This is a genomic window from Caballeronia sp. LjRoot29 (assembly GCF_964252755.1).
Taxonomy (GTDB): Bacteria; Pseudomonadota; Gammaproteobacteria; order Burkholderiales; family Burkholderiaceae; genus Caballeronia.
The window spans coordinates 62,081-81,141 of sequence record NZ_CAXUPU020000021.1 but is presented as its reverse complement, the minus strand read 5'-3'; the positions used below and the strand labels follow the sequence as shown (position 1 = coordinate 81,141).

The following is a 19,061-nucleotide window of genomic DNA, read 5'->3' as shown; positions in this document are numbered from 1 at the left end:
ACGCCGCCCGCCTCGTGCGATCCATTCGCAATGAAATCCGCGCCATGAAACCCGCGCAATGAGACGAACGAGCAGCCATTCGATCCGTCCCGGCATGGAGGTCCGGCGCGCCGAGGTCTACATTTACGTCATGGCGGGGGCAGGGTTGTACTAGAGACGAAAGCAAACCCGCTCTCTCGGCGTAGTGCGAATCCTCCCATACGGCTTGGTTCAGCTACGCGAAAACTGTGAAAGGGAGCTGAAAATGTCGACGGTCGAGCAATTCGAATATGTGTTTCTGGGCGGCGGAAAGGGCGGCAAGACGCTGGCGATGGAACTCTCCAGGGCAGGCAAGCGCGTGGCCGTCGTCGAAGAGGGAATGATCGGCGGTTCGTGTATTAACGTGGCCTGTATCCCGAGCAAGGCGCTGATTCAAAGCGCGCGCATCATGCACGCGGTGCAATCCGCAGACATATTGAAGGGCGCCGCTCACGACGCCAAGGTCGACATGACGCAGGTTCATCGCCACGTGCGTGCAGTGGTGGACGGCATGGTCGATATCAATGCAAAAGCATTCGAGGCATCGGGCTTCGACCTGATTCTCGGCGCGGGACATTTCGTTGCGCCGCGCCGCATTCAGGTCGCGATGAACGACGGACGGGAACGCGTGGTCGAGGGCGTGCATGTGTTCATCAACACAGGGACATACGCTGCAATCCCGGATATTCCCGGCCTGCGCGACGCTTCCCCCATGACGCATGTTGACGCACTCGAACTCGATTCGTTGCCGGAGCATTTGATTGTGATCGGCGGCGGTTATATCGGCCTGGAAATGGCGCAGGCGTTTCGGCGTCTGGGAAGCAAGGTAACCATCGTGCAAGAGGCGCCGCGTGTTGCGATGCGCGAGGATGCCGACGTTACCGATGTAATTCAATCGATCCTCTCGGGCGAAGGGATCGACGTGAGGGTGTCGGTGAAACCCCTGCAGGTTAGCGGCCGCTCAGGGCAATCCGTTACTGTCGAACTTAGCGACGGCACGCATGTAACGGGCACGCATCTGCTGGTCGCGACGGGCAGGGTACCGCGTACGGCAGGCATTGGACTGGATGTGGCAGGCGTGGCGCTGGATGAGCGCGGATTTATCAAAGTCGATGAACGCCTCGCAACGTCCGCAGCGAACACCTGGGCAATCGGCGAAGCAGCGGGAACGCCGATGTTCACGCATGCATCGTTCGATGACTATCGCGTGCTCAAGTCGCAACTCGCCGGAGGCAACCTGACCACGCGCGATCGCGTGATTCCGTACGCGATGTTTATCGAACCGGAACTCGGGCGCATTGGGATCAATGAAAGCGATGCGCAACGGCAAGGTATTGCTGTACGCGTAGCCAAGCTGCCGATGGCGTCTATCCCTCGCGCTCGTACGACCGGCGACACGCACGGCTTCATGAAAGCAATTGTCGATACGCAATCGGACCGCATCCTCGGCTTCACGATGCTCGGTTCGAACGCGGGCGAAGTGGTCGCGACGGTGCAGATGGCCATGCTCGGCAATCTTCCGTACACCGCAATCCGCGACGCGATTCTCTCGCATCCGACTATCGCGGAAGGGCTGAACATGCTGTTCGCGAAGGTCCCTGAGAGAGCGTAATACGCAGGATCGCTTCAGCTGCGTACCCGTCCCGTCGACGCCCTTTGCACCAGCACGGGCGGGGGCGCTACGCGCATCGGCGTCTCGCAGCGTCCGCCGCTTTCAATCAACGCTTCCAGCAACTCGACGGCCATCGCAGCGGCGGCATCGGTAGGAACTGCGACCGTCGATAACCCCGGCCGCGATTCGCGTGCCAGTTGAATGTCGGTAATCCCGATCACCGACAAGTCGCCGGGAATGCGCATGCCGCGATCGGCGGCGGCGTGCATCGCGCCTAACGCCGGCAAGTCGTTGGTCGCGAAGATCGCGGTCAGGTCCTCATGCTCCGTTAGCAATTCGCACGCGGCTTCGTAGCCACCCTGGACAGCGTCGCGGGTAAAGCGTGCCTCCTGCGCCGGATGCGCAACGCCTGCAGTCTTCAGCGTGTGGCAAAAGCCGGCGTATCGTGTGGCCTGCACGCCGTCCGGCTGGCTCCCGATAATCGCACCAATCCGCGTATGCCCAAGGTCAAGAAGATGCTGTGCGGCCAGCGCCCCGGCGGCAAAAAAATCGACCGCGACGCAAGGCAATCCCGGCGATACATCCGGCCTTTCCCACATGCACAACACGACCGGCGTGCCGCGTGCACGCGTGGTGTGAAGATCGTCGAACGCGATTCGTGAGTTCATCACCAGCACGCCTTCCGACAAGGTCCCCGCGATCTGATCCAGATACGCGCGGCTGATCACCGGATCTTCGTTCGTATTACATACGATCAGAAATCGCCCATTCTTGCGCGCTGCCCGTTCTGCCGCCAACGCGAACTCCGGATAAAACGGGTTGGCGATACTGGTCACCATCAGGGCAAGCGTAGGCGCGCTTCCTTCGGCCAGCGCCCGCGCGGTCAGGTGCGGCCGATAGCCTAGCGCCTCCACCGCGTCGAGCACCCGCTGACGTGTCGCCGCCCCCACCTTGCCGCGCTTGCGCAGCACGTTGGAAACAGTCGCCGGCGTGACGCCGGCGCGTAAGGCAACCTCAGCCAAAGTAGTCATCGAGATCTCGAAACAAGGGTTAACACGGGCATAACATCGGACAACTTCGATGATTTGTCGCTAGCTTCGCGGTATCGTCCAAATAGCTCTATCGTTGTCCATATTTTGGGATGGCTTCCCGGCATTTGTATAAATCCGCCGACGCCGCTAGATTTGAAACCCAAGGCAGTTAAAAAAACACAGACGGAGACAGCCGGTTGAAGCGATCCCAAACACGGATCGTTTTTCACAGGCAGAAGGTTAAGCGCTTAACCTTTATTTGTCTCCTCGGTAAAACACGGAGACGTCGGTATGGCGAGCATCTCGTTACGATCGGTTCAAAAAGCGTACGGCGATCACGCGCTCGTGATTCGCGATGTCGATCTTGAGATCGGCGAGCACGAATTCTGCGTATTCCTCGGCCCGTCGGGATGCGGCAAATCCACGTTGCTGCGCATGATCGCGGGCCTGGAAGACATCACGGACGGCGACCTGTATATCGACGGCAAACTCGTCAACGATGTGCCTGCCGCTCAGCGCGGCGTCGCGATGGTATTCCAGAGCTACGCGCTGTTTCCGCACATGACCGTCTATCAGAACATGGCTTTCGGCCTGACGCTCGCGAAGACACCGAAGGATGTGATTGACCAGAAAGTGAGAGAGGCCGCACGCGTGCTGCAACTGGAAGCGCTGCTTGAGCGCAGGCCGAAAGAGTTGTCCGGCGGCCAGCGGCAACGTGTGGCGATTGGCCGGGCAATCGTTCGGAGTCCGAGCGTATTTCTCTTCGACGAACCGCTCTCCAATCTCGACGCAACATTGCGTGGTCAAACCCGGGTCGAGATCGCGCGCCTGCACAAGCAGTTCAATACAGCCAGCGTTGTCTACGTGACTCATGACCAGATAGAAGCCATGACGCTCGCCGACAAGATCGTCCTGCTGCACGCGGGTGCGGACACGGCGAAGTACGGCAGCATCGCGCAAGTGGGTGCGCCGCTGGAGTTGTATCACCGGCCGAAAAGCCGCTTTGTTGCGGGGTTTATTGGTTCGCCAAGAATGAACTTCCTGCCTGCGCGAGTGGTGTCAGGCAGCGCGGAAAGCGTGTTGATTGTCCTCGACGGAACGAACGAGCAAGTCGAGGTTCACGCTAACGGCGAAGCCTTGCAGCCCGATCAGGTCGTCACCCTCGGCATTCGGCCCGAGCATCTTGAACCGGCCGAAAATGACGGATCGATTCAACAAATCAGCCGCACGGTGTCGCTGGTCGAACAACTCGGTGAGCACAGCTATCTGCATCTCGATCAACCGGGCGGCGCGGTGCTTATTGCCAAAGCGCCGGGCGACAAAACCCCTCGGCAAGGCGAGAGCGTGATGTTCAACGTACCGCCCGCTTCCTGTCATCTCTTCACCGAAGACGGTTTTGCCGTCACGTCGGCTGCTGTCCAACAATTTGCGTAGGAGCGCACCATATGCGTCTTGGAGTCTGTTACTACCCGGAACACTGGCCCGAATCGATGTGGAAAGACGATGCGGCGCGCATGAAAGCGCTGGGCATCGACCGCGTCCGGATTGCGGAGTTCGCGTGGAGCCGTATCGAACCAACGCCTGGTGAATACAACTGGGGCTGGCTGGATTGCGCAATCGATGTACTCGCCGATGCAGGTCTGAAGGTCGTCATGTGCACGCCGACCGCGACGCCGCCGAAGTGGCTGATCGATCTTCATCCGGACATCCTTCCCGTTGGCGCCGATGGCCGTCCGCGTGCGTTCGGCTCGCGCCGGCATTACGATTTTTCGTCGCCTTCGTTCTTCGAGGCGTCGCAGAAAATTTGCACGGCGGTGGCTGAGCGTTACGGCAAGCACCCCGCCGTGGCGTTCTGGCAAACCGACAACGAGTTCGGTTGCCACAACACCGTAGTCAGCTATTCGCCGGCCGCGTTGCAGCGTTTTCGCGGATGGCTGAAGCAGCGATACGGCACCATCGACGCGCTCAACGCGGCGTGGGGCACGGTCTTCTGGAGCATGGAATTCCGCAGCTTCGACGAAATCGATCTGCCCGTTGCCACCGTGACGGAAGCGCACCCGAGCCATCGGCTGGACTATCGGCGTTTCGCCTCGGACGAAGTCGTGCGCTACAACCGCATGCAGACCGAGATCATTCGCGCGCATTCGCCGCAGCGTCCGGTCGCGCATAACTTCATGCAGCTATTCACCGAGTTCGATCACTACAAGGTGGCGGCTGACCTGGATGTAGCGACATGGGACAGTTATCCGCTGGGCGCGCTGGAGGAGCAGTGGTTCGATCCGTCGATCAAGTCGAAGTGGCTGCGCACAGGCCATCCCGACTTCGCATCGTTTAATCACGATGTGTATCGCGGCATGTCGAAGCTGCCGTTCTGGGTGATGGAGCAGCAACCGGGGCCGGTCAACTGGGCGCACTGGAATCCCGCGCCGCTGCCGGGCATGGTGCGTCTCTGGAGTTGGGAAGCGTTCGCGCACGGAGCCGGGTGTGTATCGTATTTTCGGTGGCGGCAGGCGCCGTTCGCGCAGGAACAGATGCACGCGGGTTTGAACACGCCCGATAACCAGCTCGATATGGGCGGCGCGGAAGCGTCAGTGGTGGCGAAGGAAATCGAGCAGGTTCTGGAAGCGGACGGCGAGTCCAAAGTCTCCACCAAAGTTGCGCTTGTTTGGGATTACGAAGCAAAGTGGCTATTTGAAATTCATCCGCAAGGCGCGGATTTTCACTATCCGCGTTTTGCGTTCGAATACTACAGCGCACTGCGCAGCCTCGGACTCGACGTCGATATCATTCCGGTGGATGCACCGCTGGATGGCTACAAGATGATCGTGGTGCCACCGTTGCCGGTGGTGCCCGCGGACTTGGCCGGCAGGCTCGCTGCAAGTGGCGCGCAAGTGGTGCTCGGACCGCGCACCGGGTCGAAGACGGTCAATTTGACGATTCCCGCTACGTTGCCACCGGGCGACGGCATCCAGAAACTGATGCCCATTCGCGTGTGGCGCGTTGAATCGATGCGGCCGAATGTGACCGAGAAAGTGGGCCAGCGCGGCCAAGCGCGTCACTGGCGCGACTTCATCGAGACGAGCAATGGCGTGCAGATTGAAGCGACGTTCGCAGACGGTCATCCCGCCATCGTACGTAATGGTTCCGTGCTTTATCTCGCCAGCCTCTTCGATGAAACCCTGACGCAGGATATCTTCCTGGACGTGGCGAAATCAGCCGGCATCAACGCCGCGCCGCTGCCCGAGGGCATACGGATCAGCCGGCGCGGTAGCTTGACTTACGTCTTCAACTACAACGCGACGCCATACAAGATTCCAGCAGCTGCGAGTTTCATAGTGGGGCAGGAGGAAGTAGCACCGCAGGGCGTCACGATTTACAGAGCATAGCTAGGCACACAACACTCATCGATGAGGAGACACGCATGAAAACCTTGATTCGCCATGGATTGACCGGCGTTGCACTGGCCGTTGCAATAGCTACAGCCAGCATTGCGCAGGCTGGCACCCTGACCGCGAACATCGCGTTCAAGGGGGCCAGCCAGCGCGCGGTCTGGCAACAGACTTTCGATGCCTTCAAGAAGGCGCATCCGGATATTGACGTGAAGGTGACCTTCGTCGATGAAGAAGCCTACAAGGTGCAATTGCCTGGCTGGCTCACGACTGTCGCGCCCGATATTGTCAACTGGCACAACGGCGAACGCATGGCGTATTACGCGAAGCGCGGCCTGTTCGAAGACTTGACGCCCGACTGGAACAAGGACGGCTGGAACGGCATGTACGCGTCGACGAAAGAATCGTCCACGTACAACGGCAAGCAATATTCCGCGCCGACCGTGTATTACGCGTGGGGCATGTTCTACCGCAAGGACTTGTTCCAGAAGGTGGGCATTACGGCCGAGCCGAAGACATGGCCTGAATTCCTCGATGCCTGCAAGAAGCTGAAAGCAGCGGGCATTGCACCGGTCGCGGTGGCAGGGCGGGACGCATGGACACTCGCCGGCTGGTTCGATTACCTCGACCTGCGTATCAACGGCAATGCGTTTCATCAGAAGCTGATGGCGGGTGACATCGCCTATACGGACCCGCGCGTGAAGAAGGTCTATACGGCGTGGAAGGACTTGATTGATAACAAGGTGTTTATCGACAATTCGCTGTCCTACGACCTCGACGCCGTGCAGCCGTTCCTGTTCCAGGGCAAGGCGGCCATGATGCTGATGGGCACGTTCATTACGGGGGGCTTCCCGGAGAACATCAAGCCGCAGATGGGCTTCTTCCAGTTCCCGATTATCGACGCTAACGTGCCGACAGCGGAAGATGGTCCGGTGGAGTCGCTGCACATTCCGTCGAAGGCGAAGAACAAGGCGGACGCCCACATGTTCCTGGCATTCGCGGAAACGCCGGATATCAGCGCACAACTCGCGAAGGGATTGGGTTCGTTGCCGGCAAACAGCAAGGCGCCGGAACCGGATGATCCCATCTCGAAGATCGGCTTCCAGATCCTCTCGCAGACGAAGGGTGGTATCGCTCAGTTCTACGACCGCGACATGACCAAGGAGATGGCTGACGAGGGCATGAAGGGCATGCAGCAGTTCGTGTCTGACCCGACGCAGCTTGACGCGATCCTGGCGCAGCTCGAAGCGACGCGCAAGCGTATCTACAAGAAGTAGCAGTGGGACTGCGGCTCGCGATTGATGCGAGCCGCATCGGTGACCAGGGAGAGCAAGACATGTCCGAAACCCTCAGCGTTCCGGGGATTAAAACCAAGCGCCGCAGAAGGATGTCGGCCACTGCACGGCAGCAGCGGCTGGCCGCATTCCTGTTCCTCGCGCCGGCCTGCATCATGGTCGCGATCTACGTGATATGGCCGATCTTCTCCAGCCTCAGGCTCAGTTTCTACAACTGGGACGGGATGACGGAGAAGACCTTTGCCGGCTTCGATAACTACGTCGAACTGTTCCATGCGCCCACGTTTTATACCGCGCTGAAGAACAACGTCTTGTGGCTGATCCTGTTCCTGCTGGCACCGCCAATGGGCCTTGCTGTCGCGTTGTACCTGAACCAGGCAGTGCGTGGAATTCGCCTGGTGAAGTCGCTGTTCTTTGCACCGTTCGTGTTATCCGGCGTGGTGGTCGGCTTGATGTTCAGCTGGTTCTACGACCCGACTTTCGGCTTGCTGAAACTTATCCTGGGGCATGGCGTGCCCGTGCTTGGCGATCCGCACTACGTGACCTTCGGGATCATCTTTGCCGCGCTCTGGCCACAGACTGCTTACTGCATGATCCTGTACTTGACCGGACTGACATCGCTTAATTCCGAGCAGATAGAAGCTGCACGCATGGAAGGGGCGAAGGGCTGGACCATGCTGTGGCATGTCGTCTTGCCGCAGCTCCGTCCCACTACCTTCATGGCGATTGTCGTGACCATCATCGGCGCGTTGCGAAGCTTCGACCTGATCTCCGTCATGAGCGGCGGCGGTCCGTTCGAAAGCTCGACCGTGCTGGCCTATTACATGTACGACCAGGCGATCAAGTATTACCGCATCGGTTATTCCGCAGCGATCGCCGTGGTGCTGTTCGCGATCATGATGGTGTACATCGTTTATCACTTGCGCAGAATGTTGCGCACCGAGCAATAAGTCAGGAGTGCGCCATGTTTCCAATGCCCGTTGCCAAGTGGAAGCCGGTGAACCGGACGCTCTACAAGGTGTCGTTGCCGATTGCACTCTTGATCTGGTTACTGCCGTTGATCGCTGTGATGGTGACGTCCATACGTTCCTCCGATGAACTCGTCGAAGGCAATTACTGGGGCTGGCCACGGCACTTTTCGCTGATCGCCAATTATAGCGACGCGCTGACGACGTCACCCATGCTCCACTATATGTGGAACAGCGTGCTCATTACCGTGCCGTCCGTGATCGGTTCGATCGTGCTGGCTTCCATGGCCGGTTTCGCATTGGCGATCTATTCGTTCAGGGGTAACACCGCCTTGTTCGCGACGTTTGTCGCCGGGAACTTCGTCCCTATCCAGATCCTGATGATCCCGGTGCGGGACCTGTCCTTGCAGTTGGGTATCTTCAATACGGTCGGCGCGCTTATCCTGTTTCATGTCTCGTTTCAAACCGGATTTTGCGCGCTGTTCCTGCGCAATTTCATCAAGCAGTTACCGTTCGAATTGGTCGAAGCCGCGCGCATTGAAGGGGCGAATGAGTGGACGGTGTTCTTTCGCATCGTCCTGCCGTTGATTCGTCCGGCGCTGGCCGCATTGGCAATCCTGGTCTTTACCTTCGTGTGGAACGACTACTTCTGGGCGTTGTGCCTCACGACAGGAGACGAGGCGGCGCCCATTACCGTGGGTGTTGCGGCGCTCAAGGGTCAGTGGGTGACATCGTGGAACCTGGTCTCGGCGGGATCGATACTCGCCGCGTTGCCATCCGTCATGATGTTCTTCGCCATGCAGCGGCACTTCGTTGCCGGGCTGACATTCGGGGCAACGAAGGGCTAGGGCAATAACTTATTCGACCAGCCGATGTTCGATCTGGACAACGACATAGTCTGTCGTTGAAGGCCATTCGTGAGCCGGAAAAGCCCTATAAAACGCGCTAAATCCCGCTAATTGGGCAGCTTTGATTTATTCGTCGATGACCCCTCCAGTCCTGCCTCCGCCCCGCCGATATACCTTCGATAGAAGGTACACGACGAGTCGGAGACAATTGGATGAAAACATTAAGAACGCCTGCTGTATCCCATCTTTCGGGAAATAGCAGTCTCTTTAGCCACATCAGTTTGCGTACCAGCATCACGCTTGTGTTGACGGTTTTTGCTGCGCTGTTAATTGCGGTTAGCGCGTTGGCTGGCGTCGCGCTTCAATCCAGTAATGCCGCGATTGAAAAGATGTACACGGAAGACACGCGCTCGCTTCTCCAAATCAAAAGCAGCTATGAACGCGTCATGCATGCGCGTCTTGCGCTGGGCAGCTTTGCGGCGCTTTATGGACTAGGCGATGTTCAGCCGGCGTTGCTTGAGGGCGCACATAACGACCTGCGGCAATCGGACGAGGAAGTGCGCGGGTATCTCGCGACCGCATCGGCGGACGATACCGAAACAGCGCTGCGCACCCGCTTTGTCGCTGCGCGTCAGAAGTACTTGCATGACGGTCTCGAAGCCTCATTCGATGCATTGGGTAAAAGCGATTTTTCTGCCTACAAGTCTTTGCAAGGCGCTGAAACCGAAGCGCTGGCGAATAACTTCAGCGCACAAGTAGCTGCGCTGGAAGGCGTTCTCACCGAGCGTCAGAAAGCACGTTATACCAACGCTCAAGACCGCTTCCACATGATGCTCGCGCTACTTGCAGCGGCGGCATTCGCATCGGTCGTCATTGGGACATTTGCTCGTCACGCATTACTTAACGCTATCGTCAAGCCGGTCGCGCAAGCGATTCGCCAGTTTCAGCGGATCGCTGCGGGCGACCTGACCAATCCTGTGGATACCGGTCGTGACAACGAGATGGGCGCGTTATTACGCGCACTCGAGCAGATGCAGCAATCGCTGGTCGAGACGGTGACGACCGTGCGCGCGAGCACCGAATCGATCAACGTCGGCGCGACGGAAATTGCTAGCGGCAACAACGACCTTTCCGTTCGAACCGAGCAACAGGCGGCGTCGCTGGAAACAACGGCGAGCAGCATGGAGCAAATTACCGCGACGGCGAAAGCGAGCTTCGAGAGCGCCCGGCAAGCGAGCGAGATGGCGACACACGCATCGGAAATGGCGGTCAAGGGCGGCGCGGTTGTCGGTAACGTAGTGACGACGATGCAGGGCATTGCCGCTCATTCGAAGAAAATTTCGGAGATCACCAGCGTGATCGATGGCATCGCTTTCCAGACGAACATCCTCGCGCTCAACGCGGCAGTCGAAGCGGCGCGTGCCGGTGAACAGGGCCGGGGTTTTGCGGTCGTGGCCGGTGAGGTACGGAGTCTCGCGCAGCGCAGCGCATCGGCGGCTCAGGAGATCAAGATGCTGATCCAGGACTCGAGCGCGCACATTGACGCCGGGTCGACGCTGGTGGAAAGCGCGGGGACGACTATCGGCAGTGTGGTGAGCGCGGTCGAACGGGTCTGCCAGATCGTGACGGAGATATCCGCTGCGGCAGGCGAACAAAGCAGGGGAATCGAACAGGTCAATCTGGCCGTTGCGACCATGGACCAAAGCACGCAGCAAAACGCAGCGCTCGTCGAGGAAGCCGCTGCGGCGGCACAGTCGCTGAAGAGTCAGGCGAGAACGTTAAGCGAGGCTGTCGAGGTGTTTCGGCTTTAGGCGTGCAGGTGAGCACGCTCCGGCGCTTGCATTCAACCGCGTTGTGATTCCGTAGCTTGGAGCGTGTGGACCAGGCCGTCTTCGGAGAAGACGGAATCGACAGCATCGCTCGCCGCTGCCGCGGCCTCTTCCGCGCGTGCAAGCGTGGCGACTTCGTAGGCCTGGACCGCCGCTCTCCAGTCTTCTGTGTTCGCGAGACCTAAAGCGAGATCGGCGGCGTCCAGCATGGCGAGGTTCGCGCCATTGCCGCCGAAAGGAGACATCAAATGCGTTGCATTGGCCAACAGCGTGACGCCCGGCCGATCAGCAGAGTTACAGCGGGAGCGGCCAGTGCAAGCCAGGAAAATGATCGCACCGCGGTAAACGTTTCACGATGCGGCGTAACGCATGAAAGCTATACGTCAGGCCGGCCCGTCCACAGCGGCTGGCCCGACGCGACAGGAAGTCAGGCCTTTGCTCCGGCACTGTTTGCGTCGTCCGGATTGGCTTCGTCCTCTTTCTTGCCTACCAGCGACTCCAGAGCGCCGGCGCCTTCGAAGCCGGCGACGGCCGCAATCCCTTTCGTCAGAATTGAAGCGTCCGGATCGACCTTGTCCGTTGCTTCCACTGCCGCGATTGCACCCGCGACCTTACCTATCTCATCCAGCAAGCCCATATTAATCACCGTATCGTTAAAACGTGAACGCGCTTTATTTCACGCTCACGCATATCAAAGGACGTCGCGGTTGGAATCTTCCTCCGGCGACACTTCTTCCTCTTTCACTTTCGTTGACGAATACGCCCATTTGGAGTGCGCGACAACGAGAGGCACGTCTTACGTTGATGACGGGCGTCTAACCGCCATCGTCAATGACAATATCACCGCGTGAGCTGCGAGACTGTAAATTCTTGTTATGGGCTTTCTTTATTAGCGCTCAGATCAACTTGTCGGCATAAGCCTGTGCGCGGCGCTTCCAGGCGCGTGCGTATCACCGTCCACACATCTTTCCGGCACCCTGTAACCGTTGTGCGTGATTGTGCGAAATACCTTATGAAGCGCCTGTACTTATGCGCCCCTGGACCGGCAGGTACGTCGGCAGGTCAACGGTCGATAAATGACCTTTCTGGAGAGTAATGGTGAAACTGAACAAGTTAATGATGATCATGACCGTGGCAGCACTTGGCGTATCGACGCTGGCGAGCGCGCAATCCGTACAGCCTGTGGATGGGAACGCATTGGCGGCCACATCGAATCAAGTTCCGAAAACACGCGCGCAAGTGCGTGCGGAATTAGCCCAGGCTCGCATGGACGGCACCATCTCGCGTTTCGGAAACCCCGATCCCTATGGGCCGGGCGGCACGCCGAATTTCACCCGGCATTAAACAACTGCGGAGGATACGAGGATCGGCTCGGCAGCGTGAATGAGATTGTTTCCAATTGGATCGATTCAAGTTCATTGTGTAGTGATCCTCATATTTTTACCTTAAACATGAAACTGGATATTTGATGAAATCGATTCGATGAAACACGATCACGAAATGATGCAGATGCAGAACCAGCTACTGGATCTGTTCAAGGGCCACTAGCCCTGTCCGGAGATGATTTACCCGGGCCGTTTCGGGCGCAATATGTTGGTGTCCCGGCACGAGGCAGCTTCGGTAATCTCAATGCCGCAGCGGCGCAGACCGGCCGGGTTTCGCGCCGGTGTTTCATGCGCATTGCATTCGTCATTGCCTTGAAGGAGCGGCAGACATGTCCCTTGATCGTCCCCCTCTCGTTTCAGAGGGATTGACTGCCTTCGTATTCGCGGGTGGCGGCAGCCTCGGTGCGATCGAGGTCGGCATGTTGCGCGAGTTGCTCGACCGGGGCGTGCGTCCGGATTGCGTGATCGGAGCATCGGCGGGCGCTATCAACGCGGCGTATTTTGCCGGCCGGCCTGACGCCGAGGGTGTGGCCAAGCTCGAATCGCTGTGGTGCCGCATCAGGCGGCGGGACATCATGCCGCTCAGCATGTTTGGACTGTTCGAGATGATGCTGCGTCGACGTTCCAACCTCGTCGAGGCGAAGGCGCTGCGCATCCTGCTGGAAGCCAACTTATCCTATGAGCGACTGGAGCAAGCGACCCTACCGCTGCACGTTGTCGCGACCAACATGCTGAGCGGCAACGAAGTCGTTCTCTCGTCCGGCCCGGTGGTGGATGCCGTCCTTGCAAGCGCCGCGATTCCCGGCGTGTTCCCGCCGGTGCGCATTGACGGCGTCGACCTGGTCGACGGCGGCGTGGCCAACAATACGCCGATCTCGGTGGCCGTCGGGCTCGGCGCGACGCGCATCATCGTGCTGCCGGCCGGCTTTGCCTGTGCATTGCACAAGCCGCCGGCCAACGCCATCGCGCAGGCCCTTCACGCGTTGACGCTAATCATCGCGCGGCAGCTTGTGCATGATCTGGCGTTCTATTCATCGCGCGCGGAGATCTTTGTCGTACCGCCCTTGTGTCCGCTCGATGTATCGCCTTACGACTACACGCAGTGCGATCGACTGATCGAGCGTGCGGCCGGGCAAACGCGTGCGTGGCTAAGCGGCGGCGGCCTCGAACACTCGTTCATTCCGGCTCAACTGCACGAGCACGCGCATGCCGAGGTGGTTTAGCGAAGGGGGGGCGGCAGTAATAAATAGGCGGCCGCACTGCATCCGAACGTAACCGTCTTACGTATCTCGTCTAATGTCACTTGGCGTTCCAGACGTTTGAATTAAACACTGACTTCTTGAGAGACCCGCATTGTGAGTGCGGATACGCCGTGCTGTGCCAAGTTTTGCCTGGTAGGGAGTAAGCGATGCGCAACGACCTCACTGAGTTCGAGCTTAACTGGCTTCTTGAACTAGCAATCAATGGCGATGCTGCGGTGCCTACCGCCCTTTTGAAGCGCCTTCGGGAGCTGGGGTATGCGGAACAGGTGTTTTCCCAGACCCAGGCTTCGGATCTTGGCCGTGAACGATTGCTGGCGAGGGCGCGAAACATTCTCTCCCCGCGTGCGAAAGCGTGACAACTCGCTTTTGCGGAATGAGGCGTGGCTGCACTAGGGGGGACCTGCCAAGGCAAGATAATCCTGAAGTCACATCGGCTGGGCGATCGTCTGTGTCGAAAGCAGCACGGTAAGAGAACATCGCTCCGGATAGTGAAGCGATATACGTCGTGCTCGCGACCGCGGATGCAACTTCTGAGGCGCCAACCCGCAGAGCGTACCCAGAAATGTGTTCCCAGCGGCCCGGGCGCGGTTCACAAAAGCACCTCAGCCACGCATCCGTTCGAGACTCGGCAGCCACACGCGCAGTAGCGAATAGAGCCGGTCAAGATCAATCGGCTTGGCGAGATAGTCCGTCATGCCCGCCAGGCGCGTCTGCTCCTGATCGTCCTTCATCGCTTTCGCTGTGATCGCGATGATGGGCAGGCTGGCGAAGCGAGGGTCGGTACGAATCCGCCGCGTGGCTTCGAGTCCATCCATGCCGGGCATCATCACGTCCATCAGCACAAGGTCGATGTCCTGCGATTCGTTCAACTGGGTGATCGCTTCGAACCCGTTGCGTGCGATCTCCACCGTCATGCCCTTATGCTCGAGCGCGCTGCTCAACGAGAAGATGTTGCGGATATCATCGTCGACCAAAAGGATGCGCCGCCCCTCGAAGGCACGATCCCGGCTACGTACTGCCTTCAACATGGTTTGCCGTTCGTACGACAGGTCTGCCTCGACCTTGTGCAGGAACAGGGTGACTTCATCCAGCAACCGCTCCGGCGAGCGCGCGCCCTTGATGATGATCGAGCGGGAATATTTCAGCAGCTCGGCTTCTTCAGCGTGCGTCAGGTTGCGTCCGGTATAAACGATCACCGGCGGGAAAGAGCACACGCTTTCGCTCGACATCTTTCGCAGCAACTCGCCACCCTGCATGTCGGGCAGCTTCAGGTCGATGATCATGCAGTCGAAAATAGTCGTGCGCAGCAGCGCCAGCGCCTCTTCACCAAGCTCGACAGCGGTGATGTCTATGTCGCCGTCTGCAATGAGTTGCACGATGCTTTCGCGCTGGCGTGCATCGTCTTCCACCAGCAGCACGCGCTTGACCTTCTGCGTGAACTTTTCCTCCAGCTTGTGGAAGATGTCCTTCAATTGCTCGCGCGTGGTCGGCTTGATTGCGTAGCCGATTGCGCCGAGATGCAGCGCGGCCTCGCTGCTATCGACAGCCGACACGACATGCACTGGAATATGGCGCGTGAGCGGACCGTCTTTTAACTGCTGCAGCAGCGCGAGGCCTGAACGATCCGGCAAGCCGATGTCGAGAAGAATGGCATCGGGCAAATACTGTGCAGCGAGTTGCAGTGCTTCGACGGCAGTTTGCGCGACCAGGCAGCCATACTGCATTTCGTGGGCAAGGTCGAACAGAATTCCCGCGAAAGACACGTCGTCTTCAATCACCAGCACCGACCGGCGACCGGGTGCCCAGCTCGCGCGATCATCGTCGTAAGCGGGCACGTCTGGCTTGCGTGCAACTGGCGCCGAAGGCGGCGCCGGTACAGCTGGAACGGGAACCGGGACGGGAGCGGGAGCGGGAGCGGGCAACGCACGGTCACTTGCAAGAGGCACGCTTGCGCCTGTCCAATGCGTGGGTAGCGTCAGATCGAATGTGCTTCCTGCGCCGAGCGCGCTATTGACGCGGATCGAGCCGCCAAGCAGCGCTGCCAGATCGCGCGAGATGGACAGGCCCAGGCCCGTACCGCCATAGCGCCGGCTAGTGGTTCCATCGGCTTGACGGAACGCTTCGAAAATCGTCTGCTGATGCTCCGGCGCAATGCCGATACCCGAGTCCGTCACGGCGAAGCGTACCCGGCTGTCGCTGTCCAGACTCAAGGCGAGCCCGATGGTCCCTGTGTCGGTGAACTTCAACGCATTCGACAGCAGGTTCTTGAGAATCTGTTCCAGCCGGCGCGAGTCGGTGAATATCGATGGCGGCATATCCGCCGCTACGTCGACCACGAATTTCAATTGCTTCTGGGTTGCAAGCGGCTCGAAGGTCCGCTTCAACGATTCAACCAGGCGGCGTATCGATACATCTTCCGGCGCAAGTTCCAGCTTGCCTGCCTCGACCTTGGAGATATCGAGGATGTCGTTGATCAGGTTGAGCAGATCATTGCCGGCTGAATAGATCGTATTGGCGAACTTCACCTGTTCGGCGCTTAAATTTCCGCCCTGGTTTTCGGACAGCAGTTTGGCGAGAATCAGCGAACTGTTGAGCGGCGTGCGCAACTCGTGCGACATGTTTGCCAGGAATTCTGACTTGTACTGGCTGGCGCGCTGCAGGTCGTTGGCGCGCTGTTCCAGTTCTGCTTGAGTATGGCTGAGTTCCTCGTTCTTTTGATCGAGTGAGAGGGCCTGGAACGTAAGCTGTTCGTTAATCGATTCGAGCTCCGCTTTCTGATTGCCAAGATTGGCTTGCGACTCTTCGAGCGCAGCGGTCTGCTCTTCGAGTTCCTCGTTCGTGGTGCGCAATTCTTCCTGCTGAAGCTGCATTTCCTCATTGAGGCGTTGCGTTTCCTCGAGCGTGTCCTGCAGCCGTTCGCGATACAACGCCGCTTCAATCGACGCCCCCATGTTCCCCGCTATCAACTTCAGGAACTCGATGTCGCGCGCCGATAGCGGCTTCATGAACCCGAGTTCCACGACGCCATTGACCAACCCGCCGTTCTGGATCGGCGCCATGACCACGCTCTTTGGTGCGCTGGTTCCGAGTCCCGATGTGACCTTGAGATAGTTGTCCGGGATGTTGTCGACTTCGATCAGCCGGCCGTCAGCGGCAGCCTGGCCGACCAGCGTCTGCGTGCCTTCGAAGGCTTGCGTGCGCTCTTCGTTTTCTCGGCTGAAACCGTAGGCGGCGGTCCGCCGTAACATGCCGGTTTCATCGCGGACATACAGTGCCGCCACCATCACGCCGAGGTACCCGGCGAGAAACTCGAGCATTGCACGGCTGAGTTGTGGCAGCGCTTGTTGTCCGGCAGCGCTTTCCGCCAGCAGACTCTGGCCGGTGCGCAGCCACGCTTGCTGTTGCAGGGTCTCAGTGTGTTCAGTCTGCGCCCGCAACGCACGGTCGTAGGTGGTCGACAGATTCGTCAACTCGCGCCGGCCGAGCACGGCGAGCAGTAAGCTGAGCGAAAGGCTGATGCCGAGGAAGACCGCAACCGCTGTGATGGTGACGCGCCTGACCGTTGCCGTCCGTTCCCAGCGCAGGTTCAACTCGACATCCATGAAGGCGCCAAACTCACGGCGCATGTCGTCGAACTCGAGCTTTCCCTTGCCGGTGCGCATGACGCCCTGGTAATCCTGGTTCGCACGACGCAGGGTAATGAGCTGTTCGGCAATCCCGGTCCACTGCGCTTCCAGCGCGCCGATACGTTTCAGACGTTCGATTTGCGGCGGGTTGTCGCTGACAAGTTCGGTCAGCGTGGCCAGCTTCGCGGCGAAGCTGGCTTGCCCGAGTTCGTAGGGCGCGAGATAGGTATCGTCGCCGGTGATCAGGTAGCCGCGCATGCCTGACTCGCGATCGACGGCGATCTTGATCAGGTCATTGCTGTCCGCGACCACGCGCTCGGAATGGTCCAGCCAGTCCATGGCGGAAAGCAGATAAAACAGCAGGGCCACGAAGACCGCGGCGGTGGTCAAGCCAGCCCCTATCGGCAACGCGATGTTGCGGCGAATTATGCGGCGAAAGCCAAGCTGGTCGACGGCAGTATGCTCGGGCATTTTTATCCCTGTTATTTAATGCGCAAAAAGCGCGGTTCGGCCGAATGATCAGCGCGAAAGGGATTTCCCCGCACCATGTCTGGCGACGCGCGCCCGGCGGAAAAGCCGCGCGAATCAATGGCGGGATAATACAGATTTCGCGCCGAAAACCAATTACCGCAACCATGTCATGGCGCGGTAAACACATCTGGTAATACTGAAGTTCTTCGAGCCGGTTTGCTTGTGGCGCTGCCGTGGGTGCCTTGCGCCGGCTTATCGTCTTAAGGACTGGAACACCAGACATGTCGAACAAGAACATTGACGATCTTCCGATAGCCGAGCAGGGTGCAACTATTTCGCGGCGGGGTTTTCTCAAGCTTGCCGGTGCTTCCGGACTGGCGACGGCTGCGGGCGGTTTGGCTTCAGCTAGCCGGGCCGCCGCGGTGAGCCCGGACGGCACGTCTGAGCAGATCCATCTGACCTGGGGCAAGGAGCCGTGGGCCGAGGTGGTGATCTCGTGGGCCTCGCTCGCGCCGGCTGTCAATCCGCGAGTGCGCTTCGGCCGTGCCGGCGAGACGAGGACAACGGTGCATGGCGTTCAGCGCACTTATACCGATGGACTCAACGGCGAGATCGTCTGCACCTGTCACGCGCGTCTTCATGGACTGAAACCCGCGGTGCGCTACGAGTACGAAGTCACCGCAGACAACGACAGCAACGCCGGCCGGCCTTTTACGGCAAGTTTCCGGACCGCCCCGCACGGCCGGGCCCCGTTTCGATGGACCAGTTATGGCGACCTTGCCACGCCGAATACCGGCTGGGTGCTTTCGTCGCCGCAGAGCCGTTTTGCGGTGCAGGCAGTGGAGCGTTTCGAGCCGCTGTTTCACTTGCTTAACGGCGATCTTTGTTATGCCAACCTGAACCCGGCGCATCAGCCTGAGGTCTGGCGCGACTTCGGCAACAATGCGCAGACCTCGGCGGCCAATCGTCCCTGGATGCCGTGTCCGGGCAATCATGAGCTGGAATTCAACAATGGCGAGCAGGGACTTGACTCGTATCTGGCGCGTTATACGTTGCCGGAGAATGGCAGCCGTTTTCCCGGCCGCGCCGGGCGGCTGAGGATAAGGATATCGACTGGATCGTGGTCCAGATGCATCAGGACGCGCTGACTTCATCGAAGACGGGCAATGGCTCCGACAAGGGTATCCGGGAGGCGTGGCTGCCCTTGTTCGACCGCTATGGCGTCGATCTCGTCGCGGGCGGGGTGATTTCGCTCGAGATGCGGCATGAGCCCGCCGCGTCGCTACTGACGAACAAGGTACGCCAGCTTGATCTTATGCGCCAAACC

Annotated in this window: 14 protein-coding genes and 1 pseudogene; 11 read left to right on the top strand and 4 right to left on the bottom strand. The window is 59.3% G+C overall.

Translation table 11 applies throughout. The features are described 5' to 3' along the window. The first annotated feature begins 244 nt into the window (after positions 1–244). On the top strand, positions 245–1,630 hold the full coding sequence (locus ACSQ83_RS21945; RefSeq protein WP_414953616.1) for a dihydrolipoyl dehydrogenase family protein: 1,386 nt from the start codon (positions 245–247) through the stop codon (positions 1,628–1,630). Between the two features lie 14 nt (positions 1,631–1,644). Here ACSQ83_RS21945 and ACSQ83_RS21940 read toward each other — a convergent pair whose 3' ends face one another. Beyond that, complete coding sequence (locus ACSQ83_RS21940) at positions 1,645–2,661, bottom strand: LacI family DNA-binding transcriptional regulator (RefSeq protein WP_414953615.1); 1,017 nt, start codon at positions 2,659–2,661, stop codon at positions 1,645–1,647. 291 nt (positions 2,662–2,952) lie between these two features. On the opposite strand from ACSQ83_RS21940, the gene ACSQ83_RS21935 reads away from it, so the two are divergent. The 6 genes from ACSQ83_RS21935 (at position 2,953) to ACSQ83_RS21910 (ending at position 10,972) form a co-directional block, all read left to right on the top strand. Beyond that, positions 2,953–4,095 (top strand): ABC transporter ATP-binding protein, encoded by a 1,143-nt coding sequence (locus ACSQ83_RS21935; RefSeq protein ID WP_414953614.1) that lies wholly within the window; start codon positions 2,953–2,955, stop codon positions 4,093–4,095. 11 nt (positions 4,096–4,106) lie between these two features. Further along, on the top strand, positions 4,107–6,047 hold the full coding sequence (locus tag ACSQ83_RS21930; protein ID WP_436229597.1) for a beta-galactosidase: 1,941 nt from the start codon (positions 4,107–4,109) through the stop codon (positions 6,045–6,047). A 35-nt stretch (positions 6,048–6,082) separates the two neighbouring features. Then, positions 6,083–7,327, top strand: coding sequence for an ABC transporter substrate-binding protein (locus ACSQ83_RS21925; RefSeq protein WP_436229596.1), 1,245 nt, complete (start codon positions 6,083–6,085; stop codon positions 7,325–7,327). Positions 7,328–7,386: 59 nt separating this feature from the next. Then, entirely contained in the window at positions 7,387–8,295 is a 909-nt protein-coding gene (locus tag ACSQ83_RS21920) for a carbohydrate ABC transporter permease (RefSeq protein ID WP_414953611.1), read from the top strand. A gap of 14 nt (positions 8,296–8,309) precedes the next feature. Beyond that, entirely contained in the window at positions 8,310–9,161 is an 852-nt protein-coding gene (locus ACSQ83_RS21915) for a carbohydrate ABC transporter permease (RefSeq protein ID WP_436229595.1), read from the top strand. A gap of 212 nt (positions 9,162–9,373) precedes the next feature. After that, the gene (locus ACSQ83_RS21910) at positions 9,374–10,972 is read left to right on the top strand and encodes a methyl-accepting chemotaxis protein (protein ID WP_436229594.1); all 1,599 of its coding nucleotides are present in this window, start codon (positions 9,374–9,376) and stop codon (positions 10,970–10,972) included. Positions 10,973–11,004: 32 nt separating this feature from the next. On the opposite strand, the gene ACSQ83_RS21905 is transcribed toward ACSQ83_RS21910, so the two are convergent. Beyond that, complete coding sequence (locus tag ACSQ83_RS21905) at positions 11,005–11,256, bottom strand: FAD-dependent monooxygenase (RefSeq protein WP_436229593.1); 252 nt, start codon at positions 11,254–11,256, stop codon at positions 11,005–11,007. A 161-nt stretch (positions 11,257–11,417) separates the two neighbouring features. After that, positions 11,418–11,627 (bottom strand): hypothetical protein, encoded by a 210-nt coding sequence (locus tag ACSQ83_RS21900; protein WP_436229592.1) that lies wholly within the window; start codon positions 11,625–11,627, stop codon positions 11,418–11,420. A 458-nt stretch (positions 11,628–12,085) separates the two neighbouring features. On the opposite strand from ACSQ83_RS21900, the gene ACSQ83_RS21895 reads away from it, so the two are divergent. The 3 genes from ACSQ83_RS21895 (at position 12,086) to ACSQ83_RS21885 (ending at position 13,993) form a co-directional block, all read left to right on the top strand. Further along, positions 12,086–12,334, top strand: coding sequence for a DUF4148 domain-containing protein (locus ACSQ83_RS21895; RefSeq protein ID WP_436229591.1), 249 nt, complete (start codon positions 12,086–12,088; stop codon positions 12,332–12,334). A 370-nt stretch (positions 12,335–12,704) separates the two neighbouring features. Further along, positions 12,705–13,598, top strand: coding sequence for a patatin-like phospholipase family protein (locus tag ACSQ83_RS21890; protein WP_414953605.1), 894 nt, complete (start codon positions 12,705–12,707; stop codon positions 13,596–13,598). 185 nt (positions 13,599–13,783) lie between these two features. Beyond that, positions 13,784–13,993: a hypothetical protein gene (locus ACSQ83_RS21885; RefSeq protein WP_414953604.1), complete on the top strand. Its 210-nt coding sequence runs from the start codon at positions 13,784–13,786 to the stop codon at positions 13,991–13,993. Positions 13,994–14,239: 246 nt separating this feature from the next. Here the strand turns inward: ACSQ83_RS21885 and ACSQ83_RS21880 are convergent, their stop codons facing one another. Next, positions 14,240–17,734 carry a response regulator gene (locus tag ACSQ83_RS21880; protein ID WP_436229590.1) on the bottom strand — a complete coding sequence of 1,165 codons (3,495 nt, stop codon included), beginning with the start codon at positions 17,732–17,734 and terminating at the stop codon, positions 14,240–14,242. Positions 17,735–18,015: 281 nt separating this feature from the next. Here ACSQ83_RS21880 and ACSQ83_RS21875 point away from each other — a divergent pair. Beyond that, positions 18,016–18,977, top strand: a pseudogene (locus ACSQ83_RS21875) (fibronectin type III domain-containing protein); the annotation flags it as partial. Positions 18,978–19,061: the final 84 nt, after the last annotated feature.

Excerpts from the sequence above, each read along its gene's own strand:
- ACSQ83_RS21945 (WP_414953616.1), top strand. The coding sequence starts at position 245 with ATGTCGACGGTCGAGCAATTCGAATATGTGTTTCTGGGCGGCGGAAAG.
- ACSQ83_RS21940 (WP_414953615.1), bottom strand. The coding sequence starts at position 2,661 with ATGACTACTTTGGCTGAGGTTGCCTTACGCGCCGGCGTCACGCCGGCG.
- ACSQ83_RS21935 (WP_414953614.1), top strand. The coding sequence starts at position 2,953 with ATGGCGAGCATCTCGTTACGATCGGTTCAAAAAGCGTACGGCGATCAC.
- ACSQ83_RS21930 (WP_436229597.1), top strand. The coding sequence starts at position 4,107 with ATGCGTCTTGGAGTCTGTTACTACCCGGAACACTGGCCCGAATCGATG.
- ACSQ83_RS21925 (WP_436229596.1), top strand. The coding sequence starts at position 6,083 with ATGAAAACCTTGATTCGCCATGGATTGACCGGCGTTGCACTGGCCGTT.
- ACSQ83_RS21920 (WP_414953611.1), top strand. The coding sequence starts at position 7,387 with ATGTCCGAAACCCTCAGCGTTCCGGGGATTAAAACCAAGCGCCGCAGA.
- ACSQ83_RS21915 (WP_436229595.1), top strand. The coding sequence starts at position 8,310 with ATGTTTCCAATGCCCGTTGCCAAGTGGAAGCCGGTGAACCGGACGCTC.
- ACSQ83_RS21910 (WP_436229594.1), top strand. The coding sequence starts at position 9,374 with ATGAAAACATTAAGAACGCCTGCTGTATCCCATCTTTCGGGAAATAGC.
- ACSQ83_RS21900 (WP_436229592.1), bottom strand. The coding sequence starts at position 11,627 with ATGGGCTTGCTGGATGAGATAGGTAAGGTCGCGGGTGCAATCGCGGCA.
- ACSQ83_RS21895 (WP_436229591.1), top strand. The coding sequence starts at position 12,086 with ATGGTGAAACTGAACAAGTTAATGATGATCATGACCGTGGCAGCACTT.
- ACSQ83_RS21890 (WP_414953605.1), top strand. The coding sequence starts at position 12,705 with ATGTCCCTTGATCGTCCCCCTCTCGTTTCAGAGGGATTGACTGCCTTC.
- ACSQ83_RS21885 (WP_414953604.1), top strand. The coding sequence starts at position 13,784 with ATGCGCAACGACCTCACTGAGTTCGAGCTTAACTGGCTTCTTGAACTA.
- ACSQ83_RS21880 (WP_436229590.1), bottom strand. The coding sequence starts at position 17,734 with ATGCCCGAGCATACTGCCGTCGACCAGCTTGGCTTTCGCCGCATAATT.